Source organism: Thermoanaerobaculia bacterium, from assembly GCA_018057705.1.
Taxonomy (GTDB): Bacteria; Acidobacteriota; Thermoanaerobaculia; order Multivoradales; family JAGPDF01; genus JAGPDF01.
In genome coordinates, this window is sequence record JAGPDF010000085.1 from 1 (window position 1) to 18912 (window position 18912).

The following is an 18912-nucleotide window of genomic DNA, read 5'->3' on the forward strand; positions in this document are numbered from 1 at the left end:
CGGACGGACCGCGAGGGGTCGGACTGCTGGTCCCCAGTTGCGGGATCTAGCTCTTCTTGTCGACCGTGACGACCTTCTTCACTCCGTCGAGCGCCTTGACGGCGGCCACCGCCTCCTGACGCTTGGCGCCGGACCAGTCCTGCTCGAACTCGAGCGTAACGACGCCACTCGCGGCCTCGGTGCCGACCTTGACGGCTTCGCTGCCGAGCGAATCGAGAAGCGCCCAGCGGATCGTCGCCTCCATCATCGCGTCTTTGATCTCCGCCTCACCTTCGGCCGCCGCGGCGCCTGCGGTGCTCGGGTTGTTGACCGTGGCGGCAAGCTCGAGGTCGTTGTCGACCAGGTGGACGCCCTTGACCGACTTGGCGATCGTCGAGGCGAGCTCCTTCGTCTCGCGCTTCCCGACCGTGCCGAGGAGGTTGACGTTGCCGCCGCTGGTGTTGACATCGATGCGCAGCGCGTCGGCGCCCAGCTTGGTGAGCAGCGCATGCTTCACGTCGCGGTTCACCAACCAGTCGCTCTTGTCGTCGGCGATCGCAGCACCCGCCGTGAACAGGAAGGCCGCAGCCGCCAGCGAGATGATCCATTTTGAAGTCTTCATGTGCATCCTCCTGGGAAAGTGCGGGCAGCTTGCTGCTGCCCTGCCATGCTCGACCAGTGAGCAAGAGCGATGCCATCTCGTAACTATTGCAAATACGATGGTTATGTCCTGCCGCCGGGCCGTGTTCGGCAAGGAGCCATTCGCTTTGCAGATTATTCTTCCGGAGAAGGAACCGCGGATCGGATGGAAATCGGCCGGGAGCTTGCCGGCCCGGGCTGGCAGCCGGAGCGAAGTGCCAGCCCGTGCCGGAGCCAGCCGGTTCTCTCCGGCCGTTCCGCGTCAGCTGGCGGCGAGCAGCTCGATGCTGGCGCGGTGCTTCGCCGCTTCGAACGAGACGTCGCCGGTGAGGAGGGGAGCCCCGAGAAGCTCGGCCAGGGCGACGTAGACGGCGTCGTAGATCGTCAGATTGGCGCGCAGCTCCCAGGCACGCGGCAGGAGCAGTCGGTGGCCGTAGCGTTCGATCGGCAGGTCGGCGAGGTCGCGCAGAGCCGCCTCGGCGCGTGTCTCATCGAGGATCTTCGCGCGCTCGTAGCGCCGCAACACCTGCGCGACCTCGAGATCGAGCAGCTCCGGCGCGTGCAGGGTCTCGGCGGGGTCGAAGATCCGGCGGGCGACGGCGGCACCCCGCGCGGTCCCCAGCAGAAGCTCGACTGTCGCCGAGGCGTCGAGGACGATCAACGGGAGCCGCGCGCGTCCCGCTCGGCACGCACGGCCCGCGCCGCGGGCTCCGGGAGGTGGACCGCCGGCCGCGACCGCAGCCGCGCGAGCAGCTCCTCGGGAGTCGGCCGCTCCGCGGATCTCCGGAGATCCGCGAGCAGATAGTCCGAGAGCGACATACCCGCTTCGGCCGCGCGGACCTTGAGCTTGCGATGCAGCGAATCGGGCACGTTGCGGATCTGGATCATGACGGACATGTGATCAGCATAGGTACATGTGCCAAGCATGTCAACGCATCTGCGGGGCGGAGTTTCATCGTCGAGGGCGGTCGAGGGCGTCCCACCTGTCTCCCGAGTGTGAAATTTCACCTTGTGCCGAAAGACGGCCCCTTGCAGGATCCCGCAAACGTCGATGCGATCTCCGATCTTCTCGCCGCTCGCGCGCGCCGCCGCGCGGCTCGCGCTCGTCGCCTTTTGTGGCGCGACGGCAGCCGCCGCGGCCTCTGCGGTCGCCTACGACGTCGTCTACGTCCGCCAGCCGCGCTTCGGCGACAATGCGAACAGCACTTGGCCGGAGGTCTTCCATCCGGCGCGGATCGACCCCGGCGCCGACCTGATGCTGCTGCATCCGAACGGCACCGAGGAGGTCCTGGTCGCCGGCGGCGACGGCGCGGTCACCGACCCGTTCGTTTCGTTCGACGCCCAGTGGGTCTACTACGCCTATCTCTACGACGTGCACGAAGCGCAGCTCAACTACCAGCGCGACTGGCTGCCTTACCGGGGTTCGGACATCTTTCGCATCCATCTGGCGACGCGGCAGATCCAGCAGCTCACCCACGGTGAGTTCACGCCGAATACCGGCGGCGGCAACTGGAACGAGTCGAACCCGCTCGACCCGCCCGCCGGCTTCGACCGCCTGGGCTACGGGATTCTCAACCTCGGCCCGTGCCCGCTGCCGGGTGGCCGCATCGCCTTCACCTCGAACCGCAACGGCTTCTGGCCGCAGAAGGGGTTCACCGCGCCGACGCTGCAGCTCTACGTGATGGACGAAGACGGCAAGAACGTCACGCCGATCGCGCCGATGTCGGTCTCGTCGGCGCTCCACCCGACGGTCCTCCGCGACGGCCGCCTGATGTTCTCTTCGCACGAAGATCAGGGATTGCGCGACCGGCGCCTGTGGGGAATCTGGGCGATCCAGCCCGACGGCCGCGCCTGGGAGCCGATCGTCTCGGCCTTCCGCAGCCCGCAGGCCTTTCACTTCATGACCCAGCTCGGCAACGGCGACCTCGTCGTCACCGACTACTACAACCTCAACAACAACGGTTTCGGCGCGCTCTACCGCTTCCCGGTGAGTCCACCCGCCGGCACGCCGCGGTTCGGCAGCTGGAATCCCGACCTCAATCCGTCGATCGACCAGACGGTCGAAGCGGGATACTCCTATCCGTTCCGGATGTCGTTCACGCCGCACGGCATGTTCTCGATCACGCCGTTCACCCACGGTCAGGACGAGGCAGCCCCCGAAGGCGCCGGCGGCGTGCGGGTGGGGAAGTTCACCCATCCTTCCGCGGCACCGGCGAACGACCTGCTCGTCGTCTGGACGCCGGGGCCGGCAAACGACCTCGACCGCCCGACGCCGATGCCGTACTACGACGCCGGGATCTACCTGATTCCGGGCGGCAACGCGATCGACGGGCCCAGCGAGCTCGTGCTGCTCAAGAACAGTCCGGCCTACAACGAGGCCTGGCCGCGCGCCGTCGTGCCGTACGCCGCGGTGCACGGCGTCGCCGAACCGGTCGACCTCCCCTGGCTGCCGAACGACGGCACGCTCCACGTCGAGCTCCCGGCCGGGACGCCCCTGGGCCTCGTCGGCAGCTCGAGCCTCTACAAGCGGGAGAGCTTCCCCGGGCATGTGCCGTCGTGGAACGACTTCTTCGACGGCCTCGACGCATTCAACACCGACGAGAACGAGCAGTCGTCGAACTGGTTCTGGCAGGGCGCCGACGCCGGCAAGTACACGAACGCCGACATCTGGGCGATCCGCATTCTGTCGATGGAGGCGAACACCCACTTCTCGTACGGCCCGCACGAAGGCAAGCACTTCTACAACCACGCCGGCGAGAGGCTGCGGATCCTGGGCGAGATTCCGGTGAGGAAGACCACCGCCGGGGGGCAGCCGGTTCTCGACCCGGAGGGAAATCCGGACACGAGCTTCCTCGCGAAGATTCCGGCCGACACGCCGTTCACTTTCCAGACCCTCGACCGGCGCGGGCTGGTGCTCAACATGTCGCAGACCTGGCATCAGGTGCGGCCCGGAGAGGTGCGGCAGAACTGCGGCGGCTGCCACGCGCACAGCCTGCAGCCGCTCGCCTTCGAGAGCACGGCGGCGGCAACGCCCGGCTATCTGGTGCACGACCTCGCGGCGACGACGCCCCTTCTGACCCGTGACGCCGGCGGCAACCCCGGCCTGATCGTGCTCCAACAGCCGGCGGTCGACGTCGAGTTCTACCGCGACATCCGGCCGCTCCTGCAGAGGAGCTGCGTCTCCTGCCACACGGACACGAACCCGACGCCACCCGGAAACCTGGTCCTCGACGATCTCGCGATGCACGACGGCCTGCCGGGCGACTACAAGCGGCTCGCGGACGACGGCGCCGCCGACTGGGGGCATCCGCCCGTGATCAACAACGGCACCTGGCGGCAGACCAACGCCAGCCGCTACATCCGCGCCTTCCAGAGCCGGCGGAGCCTCCTCACCTGGAAGATCTTCGGTCAACGGCTCGACGGCTGGACGAACGCCGACCATCCGACCGAGAGCGTCCCCGGCAACGCCGCGACGCTGCCGCCGGGGACGAATCTCTCGGCGGTCGACCTCGACTTCACCGGCACGATCATGCCGCCGTCAGGGAGCGGAGCGATCCCTCTCTCCGAAACCGAGAAGATGACCTTCGCGCGCTGGATCGACCTCGGCTGCCCGATCAACACGGGTGAGCAGTACGGCCAGGGGGCGGTCGGCTGGTTCCTCGACGATCACAAACCCACGATCGAACTGAGCGCGCCGCGCGCCGGCTACGGCCCGGCGACGATTCCGGCGATCCGCTTCGGCCTCGTCGACGCCTACTCCGGTGTCGATCTCTCGACCCTCGACGTGCGCGCCGACTTCCCCGTGGCCGGCCGGCCAGCGAACGCCCAACTCGCCGACCTCGCGCAACCGGTCGGCCCGGCCAGTGACCGGATCTGGCAGATCCCCCTCGCCGCGCCCCTTCCCGAGCTCTGGAAGCGCGACCTCCGCGTGAGCGTCCGCGACGTCGAAGGCAACATCACCCGCGTCGTCCGCACCCTCTCGACCCTCCCCGACGGCACCCTCTTCACCGACGGCTTCGCCACCGGCACCACCGCCGCCTGGTCCGCAACCTCGCCCTAGCGCCCGCAAGCTGCGCCCGTTCGCAAGATGCGCGTGCCCCCGGCGTACCTGTTGCGCTGCAGCTGATGCTCCCCGCAGCTGGGGACATGCTGAAGCCCGCCACCCCCCACCGCGCGCGTCCCGCTGAGCCCGCCGGGCTGGAGCGTGTCCCCGGCGTACCAGAACGTCACCGGCTTGCCGGCGCCGGCCGTATGCTTCCGGAATGCCCGAACTACGTACTCCGGACGCCCGTGTCGTCGCTTTTCATCGCCTGCACGCCGCCGGCTGTTTCGTCATGCCCAATCCGTGGGATGCGGGGAGCGCGCGGGCGCTCGAGCAGCTCGGCTTCCCGGCGTTGGCGACGACCAGCGCCGGCTTCGCCTGGACTCTGGGCCGGAGCGACAACCGGGTCACGCTCGACGAGGCGCTCGCCCATCTCCGGGCGGTCGCGGCGGCGGTCTCGGTGCCGGTCAACGCCGATTTCGAGGGCGGCTTCGCGGTCGAACCGGAGCGCGTCGCCGAGCACGTGAAGCTCGCCGCGGCCACCGGGATCGCCGGCCTCTCGATCGAAGATTCGACCGGCGACGAAGCCCACCCGCTCTACGACTTCGAGCTCGCCGTGGAGCGGATCCGGGCGGCGCGGTCGGCGATCGACGAGAGCGGCACGGGCATGGTTCTCACCGCACGATCCGAAGGGTTCCTCTGGGGGCGCCCGGACATCGACGAGACCGCCCGGCGCCTCGCTGCCTACGCCGCAGCCGGCGCCGACTGCCTCTACGCGCCGCGCATCACAACGGCCGCCCAGATCGCCACGCTCCTCGCCGCGATCGCGCCCAAGCCGCTGAACCTCCTCATCAACGCACCGTTCCTGACGGTGGCGGAAGCGGCGGCGATGGGCGTCCGGCGCATCAGCGTCGGCGGCACCCTGGCGCGCACCGCCTGGGCCGGATTCCTCGCCGCCGCGACGGAGATCGCCGAGCAGGGCACCTTCTCGAAGTTCGAGCACCTGCCGAACGTCGACGGGCTGCTGCGCTAGAGATCGGCGGCGTTCCGGGCGGAAAGGGCTCGTCGCACCTGAGCATCTGCAGCAGCTGCTCCCCGCAGCCGGGGACATGCTGAAGCCCGTCGACCCCGCGGCGCTCGCCCCTCTGCAACCGCCGGGCTGGAGCGTGTCCCCGGCGTACCCGGCCGTGTCGCACCTCGAGGCCCAGCGATCCGCGCATCAAGTCGATGAAATTCGGCCGATGAAATTCATCTGGCACCTGTGAAGCAGCTCCCGCGCGGAAGGCAGCCGCCCGCTAGCTGCCGCCGCTTCGACGTGACTCGAGGAAGGCGATATCCACGGAGTCGCCCGGGGCGGAGCGCTCGGCGAGGGCGATCTGCTTCAGGTGGAGCAGGTCCGGTTCGGATGCGACGTGAAAGAGATGGGTGCGAATCCTGGTTCGCGTCGCCCGGCGGGCGAGCTCCTCCGCGGGGAGCGGAAAGTCGAAGAGGAGGTCGATTCGCAGGCCGCTCTTCGGATCGAAGAAGCTGGCGCTCGCCGGCGCATCCAGCTTCAGGCGGGCGATCGCGACCCGGCGGTTCGAGATCGTCGAGGCGACGTCGCCTGCTTCGTCCAGGCGCGAGACGAGCTCGAGCCCGCGGTCGTAGAGCAGCGCGATCGCGCCCGCGAGGCGCTCACCCGGGCGCGCAATCACGAAGTCGAAGCCCCGCGTCACTCTCCGGGTACTTAGCGCTAAGCACAGTTGTCAAGTGAAAGCCTCGCAGCTGGAGCTTGCCGGAGCGGCCTGGATTCGAGATGGGCGCACGGCAGAGAGGCCAGCCATCCCGCCAGAGTGGGTCCCGGGGCTGTTCCACCGAGTGGCACCTCTCGAGCGGCACCGCTCGAGCGATGGAGGAGAGCCTCTCCGACGAAAGTCAGGTGAGGGTCCTGCCGAAGGAGGGTCGCCGCCGCCGGCTCGCCGTGCGCAGAATCTCGCAACCCGCGAGGACTCCCGCCATGGATCGACATTCAGAGAAGATGGTTCGCTCCACGCTCGGATTGGGCTCACTGATTCTCCTGTTGGCGTCGCCCGTCTCGGCCGCCGACTTCGTCGTCACCCGCTACGACGACCCGGTGCCGAACGGTTGTCTGGCGACCGACTGCTCCCTGCGCGAGGCGGTGATCGCCGCAGTCGGCGGCGCGAACCGGGTGGTGTTGTCCGCCGGGACCTACCAGCTCACGATCGTGGACACGGGCGGGCCCGGCTCGAACAGCGGCGGACTCCGGGTCAACGGCACGCTGGAGATCGTCGGACTCGGCGCCGATCTGACCCGCATCGACGGCACGGGGGTGAGCGAGACGATCCTCATCGGCGAGGGCGGTCAACTGAATCTCACCGTCCGCGGCATCCGGTTCCAGAATTCGGACGAGCACGGCGTGATGTTCCTGGACGGAGCCGCGCTCGTCGAGGACTGCGCCTTCGTCGACAACGGCGGTGCCATTTTCCTCGGTGGAGGACTGGTGGCGAACAACGCGATGGAATCGCTGGACCTCCGCCGCAGCACGATCGCCGGCAACACCGGCGATGGCCTGTCGGTGGGCGCGGCGGCGGCGACGATCGAGAACATCACCTCCACCGGAAATGGACTCCTGGAGCTCCGGACCAACAGCAGCGTCTTCTCCTGCAACCACTGCACGCTCGCGCGCGGCTCTGGCACCGGCGACGTGCTGCGAGTCGGCTTCACCACAGCGATCCTTTCGAACTCGATCGTGGCGGGAAACTGCTCTTTCGCCACCAACGGGGCGATCGACTCCGCCGGCGGGAACGTCGAATCCGCCGGCAACAGCTGCCAGTTCGATCAGGCGAGCGATCTGACCGGCGTCGCGAGCGAGGATCTCGCGCTGGGCGATCTGGCCGACAACGGCGGGCCGACGCCGACGATGGCGCCGGCAGCGGGGAGCATCGTCCTCGGCGCGGCGCTCGATGCCCTGTGCGCCGCAGAAGATCAGCGCGGCGTGATTCGCGACACGGACTGCGAGTCGGGCGCGTTCGAAGCGACCGACGCCCCTGTGCCGCCGCGGCTCTTCGCCGACGGCTTCGAGCAGGGGAATCCGGGCGCCTGGAGCGAGGTCGCGCCCTGATTCGCCGGCGGTGGTCCAGGTACCTTCACCTCGGCTGCCATCCCTGATCGCGGCGTGATCCAATCAGCGAACCCGGCCCGGCTGGCCGAGCGAGAGGCAAGGAGCTCATGATCAGAAGCGTGATTTTGACCGAGGCGCTCAGGACCCTGGACGCGATGTACGCCGAGCGCTCTGCGAGCGGGCGACCCACGAGCTGGCGCGCCCTGGTCGCGGAGCTGCGAAGGATCCGCCGCGCCATCGAGGCGGGCGCCGTCGTGGAGATCGAAGGCGAAGGAACACTCCGGACGTGGCAGGAGTTCTACAGCTGGGCGCACGGGCGCTACCACATGCTCGAAGACGGCTGCGATCCCTGGATCGGCGATGACAGTTCGTAGCCCTCCGCGCCAGGTTCGAGACCCCCAGTTCGCCGACGGCTCCGGAAGCGCCACCTGAGCCTCCGAAGCAGCCGCTCCCCGCAGCCGGGGACATGCTGAAGCCCGCCGACCCCGCCACGACCGCCCATCTGAACCGGCCGGGCTGGAGCGTGTCCCCGGCGTACCACCCGCTACGAGCCCTCGTTCGTTCGCCTTCCGACCCCTGCTTCGCGAACCACTCGCTCGTGCTACGTTGTGCGCTGTCAAACCAGGCCGGCGCTCGTCGATGAGCATGCATCTCTTGGGGCGCTCGGTCCCATCGCGACATGCGACGAGATTCGGCTCGAATTGAAGATGCCAGGTCCGGGAGTGCGCCATGCAATCGAGAGCGGGTCTGGTATCCATGATGTTCGCGGTGCTCATCTCAACGGCAGGCTGCCGAGAGGACGACTGGAAACCCATCGTCAGCGTGCCTTCGCCAGACTCCAGTCTGAGGGCCCATGCCGTGAGGTACTCCGGAGGTGGAGCGACAGTCGGCACAGGGTACGGAATCGTCATCGCTTCGGATGCAACGCCCCTGGACTATCGAACGGAACTCTCGTTTGCCTGGCGCTCGTATGGGGTACCGATCAAGTACGTCTTCTGGCGCAGCGACGACACCCTGGAAGTCGTTGTCTCGAACGAGGATCGCTACGACTTCGAGTCCATTCGCCTTTCGCCTCCGTCTTCGATATCGATCATCACGACGGTGATGGTTGGAAGTCGGAAGGAGGACGTCCTCGATGCAAGGCAGCTCGAGGTACCCGTCTCCTCGGAGTGAAGGAGTTTTGCCGTGGAAGGCCACCGCTGTGGAACGCCGCAGCGCGTAGACTCTGACCCATGCGCGTCTTCGCCAACCTGAGGGCGCTGTTCTCCCGTGGAACCCTTCACTTCAACTCGCTGGAGCTGCGTGTCCTTCGCGAAACGATGAGGCGGCTCGACCCGGGATCCGCGAAGAGAATGCAGCGCCGCATGGAGCAGGTCAATCTCGTGCAGCGGCTCGAGGGCGGCGAGGAGGTGAACAGCTATCAGATGGTCGGGGGGCGGCCGAATCTGGACCGATCGACCGCCTTGCGGTCAGGAAGCGGCGAGAGTCTCCTCGCCAGTTTCTCGGTCACTTGCGGAAGGGGCGAGAGGGTTGCAGGAAGGATCTGGCTGGTCGACGGTGTGCTCTTCTCGCTGGAGTTCGACAAGCCGACCGAGGGCCTCCTTGATGCCGAGTCGCTCACCATTTCTGTCGAGCTGGCACCGGTCGACGCGGCGTCGGAGGGAGCGGTTGCCCCTTCCGAGACCTAGCCGATGAAGTTTCCCTGGCACCCGTGCTCCAAGTACCTGTGCTCCAGGCAAGGGCATTCAGATCCATGCGACGGTCATGAGGGGCTCCACCAAAGACGACGTCTCTGGAGCCTCAGAATGGAAAGTCCGGCGAAGGAGCCAGCCGAAATTCCAGGCGGCTGCCCGCCGCAGCCGGGGACATGCTGAAGCCCGTCGACCCCGCCGCGCTCGCCCATCTGAAGCCGCCGGGATGGAGCGTGTCCCCGGCGTACCTCCGCCCCCGGCGCTAGGGCGCCTGCGTGGACCAGCGGTCGAGATCGCCGCTTTCGAAGTTGTCGACGAAGACGACCACGATCTGCAGTCCGGCGTCGATTTTGGCGACGACGGTGCCGGCGGAGAAGACGATCGGCTCGGTGCGCGCGGTCGTGGGATCGAAGTCGCTGTCGAACGCGTCGTCGCCGCCGGCGTCCTGCGGCGAGAGGTCGAGGGCGCCGAGCGGCACGACTTCGACGAGGTAGGTCGCCGAGGCGAGCTCGCCGAAGGCATAGAAGCCGCCGCCGGCGGTCGCCTGGCTCGCCAACACCGTCGTGCCGGCAGAGTCGAGGAGCCGTACCAGGAGGTTGTCGATCGCCGGCTCGCCGGCCTCGCGCACGCCGTCGCGGTCGAGGTCGTCCCAGGCCCGGCCGCCGATCGACGAGAGCTGAAAGAGCCCGGCGTCGATCGAGGTGTCGACCTCGGCGAGGTCGAAGACGAAGATCGGTGTGGTTCCGGTCGTCTCGTCGGCATCGCTGTCCGTCTCGTCGCTGCCGCCCTGATTCGCAGGTGAGAAGGCGAAGCCGGCCGGCGCTGCGAACTCGACGTAGTACTCGCCTTCCGGAGTCAGGCTGTTGAAGTGGTACCTCCCGGCGGCATCCGTCGTCGTCTGGAGAACCAGGGTGCCGACCTTGTCGCGCAGCCGCACGGTCACGCCGGAGAGGCCCAGCTCGCCGCCCTCGCGAATTCCGTCGTGATCGAGGTCGTTCCAGACCTTGTCGCCGATGCCGTGGGTGAGGCCGGCGTCGCGTGTCGCGTCGAGGACGGCGATCGCCACGTCGAACGGATCGGTCTCGCCGTCGGGATCGGCGTCGGAGTCGAGCGTATCGTCCGCGCCGGCGTCCTGGCCGGTGAACGAGTCGGTCGAGGGCCGCACGAAGCGCAGGTGCCAGCTCCCTTCCTTCGCTTTCAGGAAATAGTTGCCGCTGCCGTCCGTGAGCGTCGACCGCCGGAGATTCAGGGCGTCGTCGTAGAGCTCGACCGCGACCCCCGCGATGCCCGGCTCGCCCCCGTCCTGAATGCCGTCGAAGTCCGCGTCCGAAAAGACCCGCCCCTGAAGATCGCCGGTGACGCGAAAGCGCTGGCCCTGGATGCTGTCGAGCGAGGTGTCGCCTCCGGCCGAGCCGTTGCTCTGCCAAACCACGACGAAATCTCCCTCGGCATCCGAGGCGACCGATGGAAGATACTGACCCGAGGTGGTGTAGGTGTTGACCTGGAACTGGCCTCCGACCGCGGCGCCCCCCGCGCCGAAGCGCTGGCCCTGGATGCTGAAGAGCGAGGTATCTCCGCCGTTCGAGCCGAAGCTCTGCCAGACCACCACGAAGTCCCCTTCCGCATCCGACGCCACCGACAGAGCACGCTGGACGCTGGTGGTGTAGGTGTTGACCTGGAATTCGCCTCCTGGCGCGCCCCCTTCCGCGGGGTAGCGCCGACCCTGGACGCTTTCGGACGAGGTATCGCCCATGCTCGAAGAGTCGCTTTGCCAGACCACGACGAAATCGCCCCGGGCATCCGACGCGATCGCGGGAAAACGCTGATAGCCGGTGGAGTGGACGTTGATCTGGAACTGCCCCCCCTGCGGGGCGCCGCCCACGGCGAAGCGCTGCCCCTGGACGCTGAAGTTCGAGGTATCGCCGCCGCTCGAGCCGAGACTCTCCCAGACCACCACGAAGTCCCCCCCTGCCTGCGATACGACCGACGGAAAGCTCTGATAGAAGGTGGTGAAGGTGTTGACCTGGAACTGCCCCCCCAGCGGGGCGCCTCCGACGCCGTAGCGCTGGCCCTGGACGCTGGTGGTGGAGGTATCGCCGCCGCTCGAGCCGACGCTTGTCCAGACCACTACGAAGCCCCCCTCGGCATCCGACGCGACGGACACATAGCTCTGGTAGCTGGTGGTGTAGGTGTTGACCTGGAACTGCCCACCCAATGCACCGCCCGCCGCAGCGTAGCGGCGGCCCTGAACGCTGACGGTGGAGGTATCGCCCCCGCTCGAGCCGGTGCTTTGCCAGACCACCACGAAATCCCCATCGGCATCCGACGCGACCGACGGAGAGACCTGGTAGCTCGTGGTGTAGGTGTTGACCTGGAACTGCCCTCCCTGCGCGGCGCCTCCCGCGGCGTAGCGCTGCCCCTGGATGCTGTCGGCCGAGGTGTCGCCGCCGCTCGAGCCGAAGCTGTGCCACACCACCACGAAATCTCCCTCGGCATCCGACGCGACGGATGCATAGCCCTGCCCGCTGGTGGTGTAGGTGTTGACCTGGAACTGCCCGCCGACCGGAAGCGGCGGCGACTGAGCCCATGCGGCAGCTGCGAAGAGCAGCAGGAAACCCCATCGACGACAGCGCGGTCGCATGCCGACTCCCTCCGAAAGCGAGAAGTTGCGCGGCAGCCTACCCCCGCCGAACCGACCTGTCGAGCTTCCTTCTTCCTTGCGGCGCTTCCCGCGAACGTGCCACCCGAAATCCCAAGCCGCTGCCCCCCGCAGCTGGGGACATGCTGAAGCCCGCCGATCCCGCCGCGACCGCCCACCTGAATCTGCCGGGCTGGAGCGTGTCCCCGGCGTACCCTCGCCGCCTACGGTACCGTCGCCGACCAGCGGATCGTGTTGCCCGTTTCGAAGCCGTCCACGAAGAGCGGAAAGACCACGAAGCCGGCGTCGATCGTCGTGTCGAGAACGTTGATGGTCACGGGGAAGAACGCGGTCTCGCCGGAGGCCGGCTCGGCATCGCTGTCGAGGGTGTCGTCGCCCCCGACGTCGCGGCTCGTGAACCAGGCCGACGGTGCCACGAAGCGCAGAAGCCAGCTCCCCTCCTTGGGACGCAATCGGTAGACGCCGACGCCATCGGTGACCACGGTCCGCCGCAGGGCGAAGGCGTCGTCGAAGAGCTCGACCGTCACCCCCGCGATCCCGGCTTCCCCGGCGTTCTGCAGCCCGTTCGCGTTGGCGTCGAAGAAGACCCGCCCCTGAAGATCGCCGGTGACGCGAAAGCGCTGGCCCTGGACGCTGTAGCCCGAGGTATCGCCCCCGCTCGAGCCGTTGCTCTGCCAGACCACCACGAAATCCCCCTCGGCGTCCGACGCGACTGACGGACGCCTCTGGCCGGAGGTGGTGTAAGTGTTGACCTGGAACTGCCCGCCCAACGGGGTGCCTCCCGCGGCGTAGCGCTGGCCCTGGACGCTGTAGTTCAAGGTGTCGCCCCCGCTCGAGCCGTCGCTCTGCCAGACCACCACGAAATCCCCCTCGGTATCCGACGCGACCGAGAGATAAGACTGATTGTTGGTGGTGTAGGTGTTGACCTCGAACTGCCCTCCCTGTGCGGCGCCTCCCGCGGCATAGCGCTGGCCCTGGATGCTGTAGTTCAAAGCATCCCCCCCGCTCGAGCCGTTGCTCCGCCAGGCCACAACGAAATCCCCCCCGGTAGCCGACGCTACCGACGGAGCACGCTGATAGCTGGTGGTGTAGGTGTTGACCTGAAACTGCCCTCCCAGCGCGGCGCCTCCCGCGGCGTAGCGCTGGCCCTGGACGCTGGTGTCCAAGGTATCGCCCCCGCTCGAGCCGTTGCTCAGCCAGGCCACCACGAAATCCCCATCGGCAGCCGAGGCGACCGACGGATACTGCTGACGGCTGGTGGTGAAGGTGTTGACCTGGAACTCCCCTCCGAGCGCGGCGCCTCCCGCGGCAAAGCGCTGGCCCTGGACGCTGCCGTACGAGGTATCGCCCCCGCTCGAGCCGTAGCTCGCCCAGACCACCACGAAATCCCCCTCGGCATCCGAGGCGACCGAGGGATTGAACTGAATGCTGGTGGTGTAGGTGTTGACCTGGAACTGCCCTCCCAGCGCAGCGCCGTCCGCGGTGTAGCGCTGGCCCTGGACGCTGCTGTTCGAGGTATCGCCCCCGCTCGAGCCGTCGCTACTCCAGACCACCACGAAATCCCCCTCGGCATTCGACGAGATCGAAGCAGAAAACTGTGTGCCGGAGGTGTAGGTGTTGATCTGGAACTGCCCGCCGAGAGCGGCGCCTCCCGCGGCGTAGCGCTGGCCATGGACGCTACTGTACGAGGTATCGCCGCTCGAGCTGTCGCTATCCCAGACCACCACGAAACCCCCCTCGGCATCCGACGCGACCGAGGGATAACCCTGAAAGCCCGTGGTGTAGGTGTTGACCTGAAACTGCCCGCCGACCGGCAGCGGCGGCGATTGAGCCCAAACGGGAGCTGCGACAAGCAGAAGGAAACCCAATCGGCGGCAACGCGATCGCATCCAGACTCCGTTCGAAGGCGAGAAGCTGCGCGGCAGACTACTCCCGAGCGGGTGACCTGTCGAGCCACCTTGCAGAGGCTCCAACGAAGGTGTCAGCCGAAATCCCAGCGCATCTCACGCTGACGGAATCTGGATACCTGCGGCCGATCGCTCCCCGCAGCTGGGGACATGCTGAAGCCCGTCAATTCCGCCGCGATCGCCCATCTGACCCCGCCGGGCTGGAGCGTGTCCCCGGCGTACCTCGAGGCCTTCGCGTATCTTGATTCGGAACGCGGGGATCTGCAGCCAATGCTCCCCGCGCTGGGGACATGCTGAAGCCCGTCGAGTCCGCCGCGTTCGCCCATCTGAACCTGCCGGGCTGGAGCGTGTCCCCGGCGTACGCCGAGCCGTCAACTGCCGCAGCGCGCTGGCGAGCGAGGCTCAGACGGTCAGGCGATCGGCATACGGCACCGATTCGCCATGCTCGAGGGACCGGCGCAGGATTCGCAGGTACATCGCCCAGCAGTTGGAGGAGACCCGGAAGTGCTCGTTCGGGTTCGGCCAACCGGTATGGCGGAATCGCAGCCAGGTGACACCATCACCGGCCTCGAGCCGCATCCCGACGCGGGTGCCGAGCCAGTCGCTGTCGGCGTGCACGATCTCGAGCTCGAACTCGGAGCTTCGAACGTACCGGGACACCCGGGCTCGCCAGTCGTAGTCGGGCCCGAACCAGAGTCCGTACTCGGCTCCTTCGCGCGGCTCCCCGGTGCAGCGCAGGGTCCACCAGGTGTCCAACCCGCCCGGCGTGCTCACGGCGAGGAACAGCCGTTCGAGAGAAGTCTGGATCGGCAAGTCATGCAGGATGTCGGCCATCGATCCCTCCCCTGGCACGCTCGCGCTACGAAGGTGCCGGTTCCGGCTCCTCTACCACAGATTTCTGAGAACCGACTCAAATGCCGGACCCGCGGCTGGAGCACTCGAGGTCTGCTATAGGGTGCCCGGAAATTCGAGTGCGGTCGGTTTGAAGGACAAGGTTCCATTCTCCGTGCTTCCTCGAGGACTCTCTGCAGGAGGAGAGGTCGAGAAGGAAACGCAGTCCAACACTGGAGGTTCGATGTCTTATCGGAGTTTGCTCAAGTTGGTGATCGTAGCTGTCGGGATTGCATCGGAAGGTCAAGCACAGGAAACTCAGAGCCTTGCAACAGCCGCGACCGGCCGCCCTACGATCGCTGTCGGAGAAGCTACGATCACGATCTCTGGCGCTCCTTTGGGCGCCACCTACTACCTAATCGGCCTCGGGAGGAGAACTGAGGGCCCCGAGGTGACCCGAAGGTACTTCCGTCTAGAAGGCTCGACTGATTCCGATGGCGACGGCATCTTGACCCTGGAGATCGAGGAGGGAGTCCCCGAAGACTCGCTCTGGGCGGCGATCAATCGGTCCGGTGGACCGATCCTCTACTCTGTGCCGCGAAAATTTCCACGCGCGCTTCCGCGCCTTCTGGAGGACGAATATCTCACTCAGAGCCCTTCGGGTCCGCTTCTTCTCTCGGGCGAACAGCTGGTCGTTCTATTTCGCCGGGAGGTCGGCGCCTGGGTCTGGAGGGGGCGTGCCGATGTCGTGCCTTCTGGCGACCCGCAGCTCCCTGATCGACTGTTGCTCCCGCCCACGACCTTCGAATCGCTCGGAGTCGAAGACCCTCCCCTCGATGAGTTCCTGCCGGGCGACGCGCTCTTCGCCCTCGACCAGCGCACTTTCGACTTGCGCCGCCTGGTGTTCGAAGCAGAGGAGGTCGCGCGATGAAGATCCCTGCCCCGGCAGTTCGGGCTATCGCTCTAGCCCTCACTTTCGCGTTCGCGCCGGCATTCGTCGAGGCTCAAGATCCGACCAATCTCCGCCGCGGCCGCGGTGCACCCACCGCTTACGCTTCCGATCAACATGACGCTGTGAACTTGTTCAACGGCAACTACTCCTTCGTCATTCCGATCGGCGACGCCTATCCTGTATCGGAAGCGCTCTCGTATGCGCTTTCCGTCCAATACAACTCCAACGTCTGGGACTTTGACTGGGGGCCTGAGGACTCGGTCAACGCGCTCCCGGAGCTCTACGGCAACGCGGGCCTTGGCTGGAATCTTGGCCTGGCCCGGATGAAACAGGTTGGGACCTCTGCCTCGAACTGCACGAACTGGGTCCTCATCGAAGCAGACGGGTCGCGGCGACAGATTTTCGACAGATTACACGCTAGCGACACAGTCACCACCGCATGCTATACGCGCGACTCGAGCTATCTGAGGATCAAGAAGGTCGGCTCGACTTGGGAGGTCGAATCGCCCAGCGGCCTCGTTCGTGTCTTTGACGCGTCCGGTGAGCCGAAGGCCATTCGCGACCGATTTTCGAACACCGTTTCGGTGGACACACACCCTGGAGAGACCCCCACTCACTGGGACTTGACCGATTCGAGCAGTCCGAGCCGAGTGATCTCAGTCCAATTCGAAACCGTTCAGGGACTTCCCGAAAGAGTGAAGTATGTGGATCTTCCCAAGTTCGGGGGTGGGACGCGGGCGAGATGGAACTTCACCTACGCGCCGACAACCATCTCCCGCCACTGGAAGCACTCCTCAGACGACGTCAAGGGTGGGCTCCCCATCGACGTTCAGGTGCAGTTGTTGACTTCCGTTGCGCCGCCCGCCGGCGGCTCCTATGACATGACCTACTACCAGACAAACGAGAGCGCACCGCCCTACATGAGCCCTTCGGGCGCTCTGAAGTCACTCAGGCTACCGACCAAAGGGAAGTACGAGTACAAGTACAGGACCTTCTCGTTCGGCACTCCGCCCAGCAGTGCGCCTTGGACGGCTCAGTCCGATGCGCTCGGTATGAAGAGCGTATTCAGCGCTAACGGAACGCCGCTTGGCGATTGGGAATACTGGCAAGGCCCGCGCCCTGACGGGACCGCCCCTGCGAACCCGGCTCGTGAGCGCCGCACCTGGGTCAAGACTCCCGAGCATGGCGACGTGTCGGTCAGCTACTTCACGACCGAGGACGGATCCTGGAAGAACGGTCTTCCCTTCACCGACCAGGTTCCCGGAGGAGGAGGGAGGTATCTCTCGAAACGGAGGTACGAGGGCGATCCATCCGTTTCGGGTGCCGCGTTGGTTCGCACGGAGTGGGTGCGGTACAACGCCGACTACCATGCCGGCTATGCCACGGGCCGCGAGAACCAGCGCCTCGAGAGCTCCCGGCTGGTGTACAACGACGACCCGGGCTACTACGCGGACACGACGCTCTCCGGCTTCGATGGCTTGGGCCACTACCGCACGACCACTACGGGTGGGAACTTCGACAGCGGCAACGCCACCACGACCACTGTGAATTTCAACGCCACCACCCAGACCTATTCGTGGGACGCGAACGTAGGCGGCTCGCCGCCTTCCTACGCAAAATTTCCGATAGGAAACGCCTGGGTCCTCGATCGCTTCGACTTCCAGCAGGTGAGCGATTCGACGGGTTCCTTCCGAGGTGACTATTCCTTCAACGCCACGACCGGATTTCTCAACTCGATTCGCCGGCGAAAGACAGCAGGGAGTCTAGGGAACTTCGACACCCTTGTGTTCTTCTGCCTCGACTCGGATTCCAGGTTCGTCGACCGTGAGGCCTACTATGGTGGTGACAATCAGTCGCTGTCCGGGGTGACTCCTGCCTGTGGAGCAACTGAACCGAGTGGTTGGGCCTATCGCATCGACCACGGCTATTCCTTCGGGCAGCGCGCCTGGAGCCAGCATCGCCAAACCGATACGACCTTCGTCCCGCATCGCGACTACTACGTCGACATCGACGCATCGACCGGAATGGTCAAGTCCAGCTACGACGTTTCCGGTTACAAGACGAACTACGAGTTCGATGCCATCGGCCGGCTTCTGAAAGCGGAGCCGGTGGGAAATGGCGGAAGCGAGAAGGGCGCAGTCACAAACTACTCCTGGACTGCGGGATCGGGTGTTGTCGGTCTCGAAGCGACAATTTCTACGGCATGCCCTTCCGGTGTCGGCGATTGCTCAGCGGGGGCCAGTTTCGGACAGACTGTGCTTTCCTGGGACGGGTTTGGGCGGCTGACGCGGGAGAAGTTTCTTCAGCCCGATGGCACCAACGCCCGGCGGGACACCTTCTGGAATGCTCTTGGATGGATGACTCAGACAAGTGTTCTGGGAGCCAACTCTGGAAGCAATCGCAACTGGGTGTTCAACGACTTCGATGCCTTCGGCAGGCCACGCAAGATCGACCTCCCCGACAAAGCCGACTACTTGGGTGGCAGCCATATGCTCACTCTGAGCTATACGGGAGATCGCGAAGCGACTCGGGCGACGTCGATCGCGATCGACGTCAATGGAACAGAGGCCTCATTCACGACGACACAGACCTTCGACCGGCAGGGTCGCCTGATCAAAGTCGTGCAACCCCTGAGCTCGGGGAACCTCAAGACGTCCTACGGCTATGACGCTATCGGGAACCTCGTCTCGGTGGCGCAGGGCCCACAAAGTGGCGCGCCGATTCAGGCTCGTACCATGACGATCGACGGGAGAGGCTTCCTGACCCAGGAGACTCATCCGGAGAAGGGCGGAGCCGTCGTCGCTTCCTCCATCGATGCCCGGGGGCACGCACTGATCGTCAGCGACTCGGGTTCGACCGGGCGCCTCTCCTACGTCTACGACAAGTCCGAGCGCATCAAGGAAGTCTGGGAGGGGTCCGCACCCAGTCGCGTTCTCAAGGAATGGACTTATGGGACCAGCGGGGCTGTCTTGCCTCGCAGATCAAGTGGACCCAGTCGGTTGAGTTTTACGTGACTCGCCGCCAGTCGGCGGTTCACGCTGCTTCGCACTCCTGATCCATCATTTCGTGCAGCTTCTTCTTCGCAGCCTTC

Annotated in this window: 15 protein-coding genes; 8 read left to right on the forward strand and 7 right to left on the reverse strand. The window is 66.2% G+C overall.

From position 1 onward, the window contains the following. Positions 1 to 46: 46 nt before the first annotated feature. From KBI44_18485 to KBI44_18495, 3 genes are all read right to left on the reverse strand, one after another. Positions 47 to 601, reverse strand: coding sequence for a BON domain-containing protein (locus KBI44_18485; protein ID MBP9146474.1), 555 nt, complete (start codon positions 599 to 601; stop codon positions 47 to 49). Positions 602 to 880: 279 nt separating this feature from the next. Then, positions 881 to 1279 (reverse strand): type II toxin-antitoxin system VapC family toxin, encoded by a 399-nt coding sequence (locus KBI44_18490; protein MBP9146475.1) that lies wholly within the window; start codon positions 1277 to 1279, stop codon positions 881 to 883. Next, complete coding sequence (locus KBI44_18495; protein MBP9146476.1) at positions 1276 to 1515, reverse strand: hypothetical protein; 240 nt, start codon at positions 1513 to 1515, stop codon at positions 1276 to 1278. The genes KBI44_18490 and KBI44_18495 overlap by 4 nt, the downstream gene beginning before the upstream one ends. A 154-nt stretch (positions 1516 to 1669) precedes the next feature. On the opposite strand from KBI44_18495, the gene KBI44_18500 reads away from it, so the two are divergent. Both KBI44_18500 and KBI44_18505 read left to right on the forward strand, forming a co-directional pair. Then, positions 1670 to 4678, forward strand: a complete 3009-nt coding sequence (locus KBI44_18500; GenBank protein MBP9146477.1) for a hypothetical protein — start codon at positions 1670 to 1672, stop codon at positions 4676 to 4678. A gap of 202 nt (positions 4679 to 4880) precedes the next feature. Continuing rightward, positions 4881 to 5693: an isocitrate lyase/phosphoenolpyruvate mutase family protein gene (locus tag KBI44_18505; protein ID MBP9146478.1), complete on the forward strand. Its 813-nt coding sequence runs from the start codon at positions 4881 to 4883 to the stop codon at positions 5691 to 5693. 262 nt (positions 5694 to 5955) lie between these two features. Here KBI44_18505 and KBI44_18510 read toward each other — a convergent pair whose 3' ends face one another. Then, positions 5956 to 6375 carry a hypothetical protein gene (locus tag KBI44_18510; protein ID MBP9146479.1) on the reverse strand — a complete coding sequence of 140 codons (420 nt, stop codon included), beginning with the start codon at positions 6373 to 6375 and terminating at the stop codon, positions 5956 to 5958. Between the two features lie 302 nt (positions 6376 to 6677). Between KBI44_18510 and KBI44_18515 the strand changes: the two genes are divergently transcribed. The 4 genes from KBI44_18515 (at position 6678) to KBI44_18530 (ending at position 9469) form a co-directional block, all read left to right on the forward strand. Then, positions 6678 to 7781: a hypothetical protein gene (locus tag KBI44_18515; GenBank protein ID MBP9146480.1), complete on the forward strand. Its 1104-nt coding sequence runs from the start codon at positions 6678 to 6680 to the stop codon at positions 7779 to 7781. A 107-nt stretch (positions 7782 to 7888) separates the two neighbouring features. Then, a complete protein-coding gene (locus KBI44_18520; protein MBP9146481.1) occupies positions 7889 to 8155 on the forward strand; it encodes a hypothetical protein in 267 nt (88 codons plus the stop codon). A gap of 355 nt (positions 8156 to 8510) precedes the next feature. After that, a complete protein-coding gene (locus KBI44_18525; GenBank protein MBP9146482.1) occupies positions 8511 to 8954 on the forward strand; it encodes a hypothetical protein in 444 nt (147 codons plus the stop codon). Positions 8955 to 9013: 59 nt separating this feature from the next. After that, complete coding sequence (locus tag KBI44_18530) at positions 9014 to 9469, forward strand: hypothetical protein (GenBank protein MBP9146483.1); 456 nt, start codon at positions 9014 to 9016, stop codon at positions 9467 to 9469. 265 nt (positions 9470 to 9734) lie between these two features. On the opposite strand, the gene KBI44_18535 is transcribed toward KBI44_18530, so the two are convergent. From KBI44_18535 to KBI44_18545, 3 genes are all read right to left on the reverse strand, one after another. Continuing rightward, positions 9735 to 12113, reverse strand: a complete 2379-nt coding sequence (locus KBI44_18535) for a hypothetical protein (GenBank protein ID MBP9146484.1) — start codon at positions 12111 to 12113, stop codon at positions 9735 to 9737. 221 nt (positions 12114 to 12334) lie between these two features. Beyond that, positions 12335 to 14020: a hypothetical protein gene (locus tag KBI44_18540; GenBank protein ID MBP9146485.1), complete on the reverse strand. Its 1686-nt coding sequence runs from the start codon at positions 14018 to 14020 to the stop codon at positions 12335 to 12337. Positions 14021 to 14440: 420 nt separating this feature from the next. Next, positions 14441 to 14872: an SRPBCC domain-containing protein gene (locus tag KBI44_18545; GenBank protein ID MBP9146486.1), complete on the reverse strand. Its 432-nt coding sequence runs from the start codon at positions 14870 to 14872 to the stop codon at positions 14441 to 14443. Between KBI44_18545 and KBI44_18550 the strand changes: the two genes are divergently transcribed. Both KBI44_18550 and KBI44_18555 read left to right on the forward strand, forming a co-directional pair. Then, positions 14862 to 15800 (forward strand): hypothetical protein, encoded by a 939-nt coding sequence (locus tag KBI44_18550; GenBank protein ID MBP9146487.1) that lies wholly within the window; start codon positions 14862 to 14864, stop codon positions 15798 to 15800. The two genes, KBI44_18545 and KBI44_18550, sit on opposite strands and share 11 nt — an antisense overlap. Beyond that, positions 15797 to 18835 carry a hypothetical protein gene (locus KBI44_18555; GenBank protein MBP9146488.1) on the forward strand — a complete coding sequence of 1013 codons (3039 nt, stop codon included), beginning with the start codon at positions 15797 to 15799 and terminating at the stop codon, positions 18833 to 18835. The genes KBI44_18550 and KBI44_18555 overlap by 4 nt, the downstream gene beginning before the upstream one ends. The last annotated feature ends 77 nt before the right edge of the window (positions 18836 to 18912 follow it).

Excerpts from the sequence above, each read along its gene's own strand:
- KBI44_18485 (MBP9146474.1), bottom strand. The coding sequence starts at position 601 with ATGAAGACTTCAAAATGGATCATCTCGCTGGCGGCTGCGGCCTTCCTG.
- KBI44_18495 (MBP9146476.1), bottom strand. The coding sequence starts at position 1,515 with ATGTCCGTCATGATCCAGATCCGCAACGTGCCCGATTCGCTGCATCGC.
- KBI44_18500 (MBP9146477.1), top strand. The coding sequence starts at position 1,670 with ATGCGATCTCCGATCTTCTCGCCGCTCGCGCGCGCCGCCGCGCGGCTC.
- KBI44_18505 (MBP9146478.1), top strand. The coding sequence starts at position 4,881 with ATGCCCGAACTACGTACTCCGGACGCCCGTGTCGTCGCTTTTCATCGC.
- KBI44_18515 (MBP9146480.1), top strand. The coding sequence starts at position 6,678 with ATGGTTCGCTCCACGCTCGGATTGGGCTCACTGATTCTCCTGTTGGCG.
- KBI44_18520 (MBP9146481.1), top strand. The coding sequence starts at position 7,889 with ATGATCAGAAGCGTGATTTTGACCGAGGCGCTCAGGACCCTGGACGCG.
- KBI44_18525 (MBP9146482.1), top strand. The coding sequence starts at position 8,511 with ATGCAATCGAGAGCGGGTCTGGTATCCATGATGTTCGCGGTGCTCATC.
- KBI44_18530 (MBP9146483.1), top strand. The coding sequence starts at position 9,014 with ATGCGCGTCTTCGCCAACCTGAGGGCGCTGTTCTCCCGTGGAACCCTT.
- KBI44_18535 (MBP9146484.1), bottom strand. The coding sequence starts at position 12,113 with ATGCGACCGCGCTGTCGTCGATGGGGTTTCCTGCTGCTCTTCGCAGCT.
- KBI44_18540 (MBP9146485.1), bottom strand. The coding sequence starts at position 14,020 with ATGCGATCGCGTTGCCGCCGATTGGGTTTCCTTCTGCTTGTCGCAGCT.
- KBI44_18550 (MBP9146487.1), top strand. The coding sequence starts at position 14,862 with ATGTCGGCCATCGATCCCTCCCCTGGCACGCTCGCGCTACGAAGGTGC.
- KBI44_18545 (MBP9146486.1), bottom strand. The coding sequence starts at position 14,872 with ATGGCCGACATCCTGCATGACTTGCCGATCCAGACTTCTCTCGAACGG.
- KBI44_18555 (MBP9146488.1), top strand. The coding sequence starts at position 15,797 with ATGAAGATCCCTGCCCCGGCAGTTCGGGCTATCGCTCTAGCCCTCACT.